The sequence below is a fragment of the Micromonospora sp. LOL_024 genome (assembly GCF_048060415.1).
In the GTDB taxonomy this organism is placed as follows: Bacteria; Actinomycetota; Actinomycetes; order Mycobacteriales; family Micromonosporaceae; genus Micromonospora.
In genome coordinates this window covers 151,906-158,193 of the sequence record NZ_JBHMIS010000010.1, presented here as the reverse complement: position 1 = coordinate 158,193, position 6,288 = coordinate 151,906, and the positions used below count along the sequence as shown (strand labels likewise).

Annotated in this window: 5 protein-coding genes; 4 read left to right on the top strand and 1 reads right to left on the bottom strand. The window is 69.2% G+C overall.

The features are described 5' to 3' along the window. Positions 1-29 precede the first annotated feature (29 nt). Complete coding sequence (locus ACFHWY_RS14085; RefSeq protein WP_416580635.1) at positions 30-926, bottom strand: helix-turn-helix domain-containing protein; 897 nt, start codon at positions 924-926, stop codon at positions 30-32. Positions 927-1,367: 441 nt separating this feature from the next. On the opposite strand from ACFHWY_RS14085, the gene ACFHWY_RS14080 reads away from it, so the two are divergent. Genes ACFHWY_RS14080 through ACFHWY_RS14065 form a run of 4 tightly spaced genes read left to right on the top strand, consistent with a single transcriptional unit; the run spans position 1,368 to position 6,269 of the window. Beyond that, on the top strand, positions 1,368-3,881 hold the full coding sequence (locus ACFHWY_RS14080; protein ID WP_416580629.1) for a nitrate- and nitrite sensing domain-containing protein: 2,514 nt from the start codon (positions 1,368-1,370) through the stop codon (positions 3,879-3,881). Then, entirely contained in the window at positions 3,881-4,291 is a 411-nt protein-coding gene (locus ACFHWY_RS14075; protein ID WP_416580628.1) for a roadblock/LC7 domain-containing protein, read from the top strand. The genes ACFHWY_RS14080 and ACFHWY_RS14075 overlap by 1 nt, the downstream gene beginning before the upstream one ends. A gap of 23 nt (positions 4,292-4,314) precedes the next feature. Further along, entirely contained in the window at positions 4,315-4,941 is a 627-nt protein-coding gene (locus tag ACFHWY_RS14070) for a hypothetical protein (RefSeq protein ID WP_416580627.1), read from the top strand. Further along, on the top strand, positions 4,938-6,269 hold the full coding sequence (locus ACFHWY_RS14065) for an ABC transporter substrate-binding protein (protein ID WP_416580626.1): 1,332 nt from the start codon (positions 4,938-4,940) through the stop codon (positions 6,267-6,269). The genes ACFHWY_RS14070 and ACFHWY_RS14065 overlap by 4 nt, the downstream gene beginning before the upstream one ends. Positions 6,270-6,288: the final 19 nt, after the last annotated feature.

The following is a 6,288-nucleotide window of genomic DNA, read 5'->3' as shown; positions in this document are numbered from 1 at the left end:
TCCATCTCACCCATTACGAATACCGATACCTACCGGATTCTTGTTGAGATCACGTCAGTGGGTGCCAGACGCTCCGCCGCGGCGCGGAGGAGACGGATACTCGATTCGGGTGAGAGCACGGCGGCCTTGAGCCGGCTGTGCAGGCTCAAATAGGGACCCAGCTCGTCTGGATCGGTGTGGATCACGTCGTGGGTGAGGGTGTCGACCGCGACGGCCTGTGAGTTCTGCGGGTCGCGATAACGGTAGATCGAGTACGCGGACCGGGGAGCGCTGTGACCCCTGATCGACGCGTCGACCGGCAGCACCTGGACGGTCACGGATGGATGGTGCGCGCACACATCGACGACGTGCCGAAGCTGCTCGGCGACGACGACCGGGTCGGCGGCGCAACGTCGGATCGCGATCTCGTCGATGACGGCCTCGTACCGCGGCCCGCCAGCGGCGAGCACCAGGCTCTGGCGGCGAGCGCGGGCGGTGACTGCGGAGGCAGGATCGAATCTGTCACCGTGACGGGCGGGTTCGCTGCGCAGCCGGGCATCGGCGAACGCTGGCGTCTGAAGTAGGCCGGGGATCAGGGAAATGGCGTACTCGGCGATGGTCTTGGTGCCGCTTTCGAGGTCAGCGTAGATGGCCTGTCGGACGCCCATCCGTTCGGCCTCGGCGACCCACCATCCACGCGCCCAACCGTCAGCCGCCGCATCCATGATCGCGGTCCGTCGATTCACACCCACCGCAAGGTAGTCGCAGATCCCACTGACGAGATCGATATCAGGGCCGAGATGTCCGTTCTCCAATGCGCTTACTTGCTGTCGCGGAAATTGCAACGCACGGGCAATGGACTCTCCCGTCACACCATGCTCCTCCCGCAGGCGACGGATTTCGCGTCCGAGCCATCGTCGGCGGACGTACGGACTAGGACGATTCACCGGCAGCCTCCACGGACCACGCAAGCCCGGTCGACGGTACAGCCGGCCGGGTGATGTCACTGTAAACCCCCAATCGGTTGGGTGACTCCGATACGCCCGCCGGTCCGCCACTCGTTTTCCCAGGCCAAATGCTGGTCGGACCGCAAGTCGGTGCGCGAGGTCGGACCGAAGGTCGGTATTCCCAGCGGAACTCCCGGTCGGCATGATCTCCGTAAATGACTAATAGCTCAGCTTGAGCGCTCGATCCGATAGGAATTGACGGTCACTCAGACAGGCGGTGCCGCAGTGTTGCTACTAACGATTGCAGTTCTGGCCAGTCTGGCTATCGGCTGGTTGGCCGGAATGATCACCTACCGGTCGTCCCGAAGGTGGTGTGGCCGGTGCGGTGGCTCTCTTCGCTGCGCTGCCTGCGAACCGACTTTGGCGACGATCAGCTGATTCATGAGGTTCAGCAGCAACTTTGACCACCAGCAGAACCAGAGCAAAGGTGACGGGTTGAAAAGCGCTGCGAGACGAGGCATCGCCGCGAAGGTACGTCCGTTGGCGGACCTTCCCGTCCGGATCAAGGCGGCACTGATCGTAGTGCCGACCGTGCTGGCTGCGGTGCTCTCGACAGGATTCGGTCTCTTCGCCTCAGCTAGAGAGGCTGCAGCAGCCCAGCGAGCCGGCGACATGTTCATCGCGGGTGGGACCGCTGCGGAGGTGACGCAGCGGCTCCAGGTCGAGCGGAACGCTGCGGTGGGTCTGCTGCTGCCTGGCTCGACGGTCACTCCTGCGGATTTCGAGCGCGCGGTCCAGGACACGGATCGAGCAGCATCGCAGTTCCACGAGCGGCGTGACCGGCTCGAAGAGCCCCCGGAGTCCGTGCGGGTGGTGCTAACCAGGGTGGACGCCGGTTTGGCGGAGTTGGGAGCGCAACGGCAGCGGGTGCGTGGTGACGGTCCAGTGTCGCTGTCGGCGGTGGCCTTCGGTTACCGAGGGGTGATCGCTGATCTTGACGATCTGCTGCCCGCAGTGGCGCAGAGCGGGGTTACCCCTCAGCTCGCCGATGAGATGCGGGCGTCCGCGGCGTTGTCGCGTGCTCGGGAGTCGGTGGGTCAGCAGCAGGTGGCGGTGTTACAGGCGGTGGCGGCGCGGCGGTTGACTCCGGCGCTGCAAGCCGAGATTGTGGCCGCGCGCTCTGCGCAGGACGAGGCGTTGCGCGAGTTCGGCGCTCTAGCTCGGCCGTCGTGGCAGGCGATGTTGGGTCGGACGTTGACCGGCCCTGACGTGCTGGCCGCCGTGCGGTTGGACGGGGCGGTTTCAGGCACCGGCGTGTACGAGCCAGTACGGCTGCCGGGCGGTGCTGAGCAGTGGAGCCGGGTGATGACCACCCGGGCTGACCTGCTGGCCCAGGTGCAGGCGGCCGTGAACGGCGACATTGGGGCTGCCGCCGAGGACCTGTGGATGGAGCAGGTTCGCGCAGCGGTGGTGCAGGCCAGTGTGCTGACGGTGATGCTCGCCGTCGCCGTGCTGACCGCGTTGCGGGTGGCGCGGTCGTTGGTCGGCCAGCTGTCGATGTTGGAGCAGGGTGCGCGGCGGGTCGCGGATGTCGAGCTGCCGGGCTTGGTGGGACGGCTGCGGGCGACCTCGGACCCTGCGGAGGCGCAGCGGTTGGCCGAGGGTGCTGGCGGGGTGGCGGTGCCGGTGGTCGGCCGGGATGAGGTGGGCCGGGTCGGTATGGCCTTCAACCTGGTGCTGCGCTCTGCGGTGGACGCGACGGTGGATCAGGCGCGAGGCCGGGCCTTGGTGAGCGCGATGATCACGTCGATCGGGCGGCGGGTGCAGGCGCTGACGGAGCAGCTGCTGGGCAGTATCGACACGCTCGAACGCGACGAGGAGGACCCGGACCGGCTGGCCAGGGTGTTCGCCGCTGATCAGCAGGCGACTCGGCTGCGCCGCTACGGTGCGAACCTGCTGATCGTCGCTGGTGGCGGCCCGGGCCAATCGCAGCGGCAGCCGGTGGAGCTCGGCGACCTCGTCAATGCGGCGTTGTCGGAGACCGAGGGCTTCGCCCGGATCAGTGTAGAGCGGTTGGTCGAGGTCGAGGTCGACGCTCGCGCCGTTGACGCGGTCAAGTCGATCCTGGCGGAGCTGCTGGACAACGCGACCCGGTTCTCCGCCGACCAGGTTCGGGTGTTTGCGGTGTGGGCCGGGCGCGACGTGCAGATCCTCATCGTCGACTCGGGCCTCGGGTTGGCCCCCGAGCAGTTAGAACGCGCCAACGCCCTGCTGGGGAGTCCGGAGGTGGACGTCGCGGTCACCGACCAGATGGGCCTGGTTGTGATCTCCCGCCTCGCTGCCGAGTTCGGGGTGCGGGTGCGCCTGAACCAGACCCGGCCGACCGGTATCACGGCCGAGGTGACCGTGCCGGCCGAGTACGTGACCCGGGTGCACGTACGCGAGGTCGTCGTGCCCAGCCAGGTCCAGCGACAGGTCCGGCCGGCCCCTGCGCCGACGCCCGGACCGGCCCATCCGTCCCCTGCCGTGACGGCGGCGGCGGCGGACGCGACGATGGAGCTGCCGCTTGTGCGCCGCGAGCGACGGCCGCTGCCGTTGCCGGCGGGCAGCGCCCGGCCGGCGGACACGCCGGTGTTCCGAGAGATGGCGGCCCGGTCGCCGTGGCTGTGGCCGCAGAACGACGACCACCATCGCGGGTTCCGAACGGCGGCCGACGCGGGCTGGCAGGCCGCGGCGTCCACCGCTGAACCGGCCACTGACGGGCGTACCGCGTCCGGTCTGCCACGGCGCCGCCCGCAGGCGCACGTGGTGCCGGGTGGGCTGCCGACGCAGCGCCCCGGCCCCGAGCCGGCCGCGCCGATTGACGCTGCGGCGATCCGGGCCCAGGTCCACGGAACCTTGCGCGGTCTGCGGGCCGCGTCTGTCACCCCTCCCCTCTCGACAGGAGAACGCTGATGAGCGTCACCACTGCCACACCCCGCAATCCCCAGCTCTCGGCCGTGCTGAATGGCTTGGCACGGCACATTCCGGCCGTGGCGCACGTCGTCGCGGTGTCCGGTGACGGGCTGCTGCTGGCCAGCACCGCCGGTCTAGACGAGGACCGCGGTGACCAGCTCGCCGCGATCGTGTCCGGTCTGGTCAGTCTGGCCCGCGGCGCCACCGATCTGCTGGAGACCGGCGGCGTGCAGTTCCAGATGCTGATGATGAACGACGGCATCCTCGTGGTACAGCAGGTGCCCGACGGAACCTCCCTGGCGGCCCTAGCCCGCACCGAATGTGACCCGTCCCAGGTTGCCTACGAACTGGCGGCGCTCGCGGCGCGGATCGGTGAGCAGGTCAAGCCGGGACCGCGCACAGCCGGCTGACCTGTGTGCGGGCGGTGACGAGCGTGAACAGGGACACCGGCGCGACCGACGGCCGGGCCTCGGTGCTCAGGGTCCTGGTGACCGGCGGCCCGGGAGTGGGCAAGACCTGCTTTCTGCGGGCCGCCAGCCGAGGCCACGTGGTGCTGGCGGGGCGGCCGGGCAGCGTGTGGGAGATCGGCTACGCCACGCTGCCGGGCGGTGCCACCATCGCGCTGCGCACCACCCCCGATCAGCGGCGCTGGTGGTGGATGTGGGACCAACTCAGTGCTGGTGCCTTCGGCGCCGTGGTGTTGGTCGACACCACCCGGTTGCCCGCCTCGTATCCGGCGCTGGACTGGCTCGACGCCCGCGGGCTGCCGTACCTGGTCGCGATCAACCGGCCGCTCGGCGGTGCGCGCAATCGGCATGAGATCCGTGAGGCCCTGCGGGTCGCGTCGCACGTGCCGGTCTTGACCTGCGACGCCACCGAGCCCGCCTCCGTCCTGGCCGTCCTGGACCACCTCATCACCACTGAGCACTCCGGCCGCCATCCACAGGTGATGCCGCCGGTATCACCTGTGAGCGCGAGGAGCCACCTCATCGCCCCCGAACATGCCGGCCAGCTCCGGCGCACCCCCGAAGTGAACCCATCGACGAAAGGACTCCTGTGACCCCTCACCAGACCACCGGCCGGTCTCGATGGCGACTGGCGATCGCCACCGCCGTCGCCGCCCTGCTTCTCGCTGTTTCCGGATGCTCCGGGTCCAGCCTCGGCGGGTCGGACAGCGGCGGCGAGGAGATCCGTATCGGGTTGATCGTGCCGAAGTCCGGCCCCTACAAGGCGATCGGCGACGACCAGGCTGCCGGGTGGCGCCTGGCCCTGGACAAGCTCGGCGGGCGGCTGGGCGGCCGGCCTGTGCGGGTGATCGAGGCTGACGAGGGCGATGGCAAGGCCACCGCGCTCGCGGCGGCCCGCAAGCTGATCGAGCAAGACAAGGTCCTCGCCCTGGTCGGTGGGGCGACCGCGGACACGGTGCAGACCCTGTACCCGCTGTTGAACGAAGCGCAGGTGCCGCTGATCGGTATCGGCGGTCGCCCCTCTACCGTCGAGGATCCGACCTACCTGTGGTCGACGTCGTGGTTGAGCCAGGAGACCGGCGCGTCGATCGCCGGCTACCTGCGCGAGAAGGTGGGCGACGGCGGGGTGTGGGTGATCGGCCCGGACTACATCGGCGGCCACGACCAGATCAACGGGTTCGTCGACGCGTTCCGCAAGGCCGGCGGGAAGCTGGCAAACCCTGGCGGGGAGCCGACGTGGACGCCGTGGGCGCCGACCCCGACCACCGAGTTCTCCCCGTACCTGACCAAGATCAAGGATTCTGGTGCGGCGGCGGTCTACACCTTCTACGCCGGCACCAGCGCGGTCGAGTTCGTCAAGCAGTACCGGCAGTACGGCATCACCACGCCGCTGTACGCCTCGGGTTTCCTGACGGAGGGACCGGCGTTGACGGCGCTCGGGGAACAAGCCAAGGGCATCTACACCGCCCTGAACTACTCCACCACCCTGGACAACGCGGCCAACCGGGACTTCGTGCGCCGCTACACCTCGGCCAACGACGGCAAGCTGCCGAACCTCTACCACGTCTGCGCGTGGGACGCGGCGCTCGTGCTGGACAAAGCCATCGCCGAAGCGCTCGCCCACCCCCAAACCCCGGCGACCACACCAGCCACCACCGGGTCGCCGGAACCCAGCAGCTCCACGACGGCCAGCCCGGCCGCACCGACCACCGACACGGGCGGGTCGGGCGGTGACCTGACCTCGCGGTCGCTGACGGCGGCGCTGTCGCGGGTCGGAGCCATCGACTCGCCACGCGGGAGCTGGCAGTTCGGACCCAAGAACCACACCCCGGTGCAGGCGTACTACCTGCGCGAGGTCGCCCAGGACGGGCAGGTGTGGGTCAACCGCACCGTGCAGACCCTGACCACCCTCGGCTCCTGACCAACAGAGAGGCACCTGC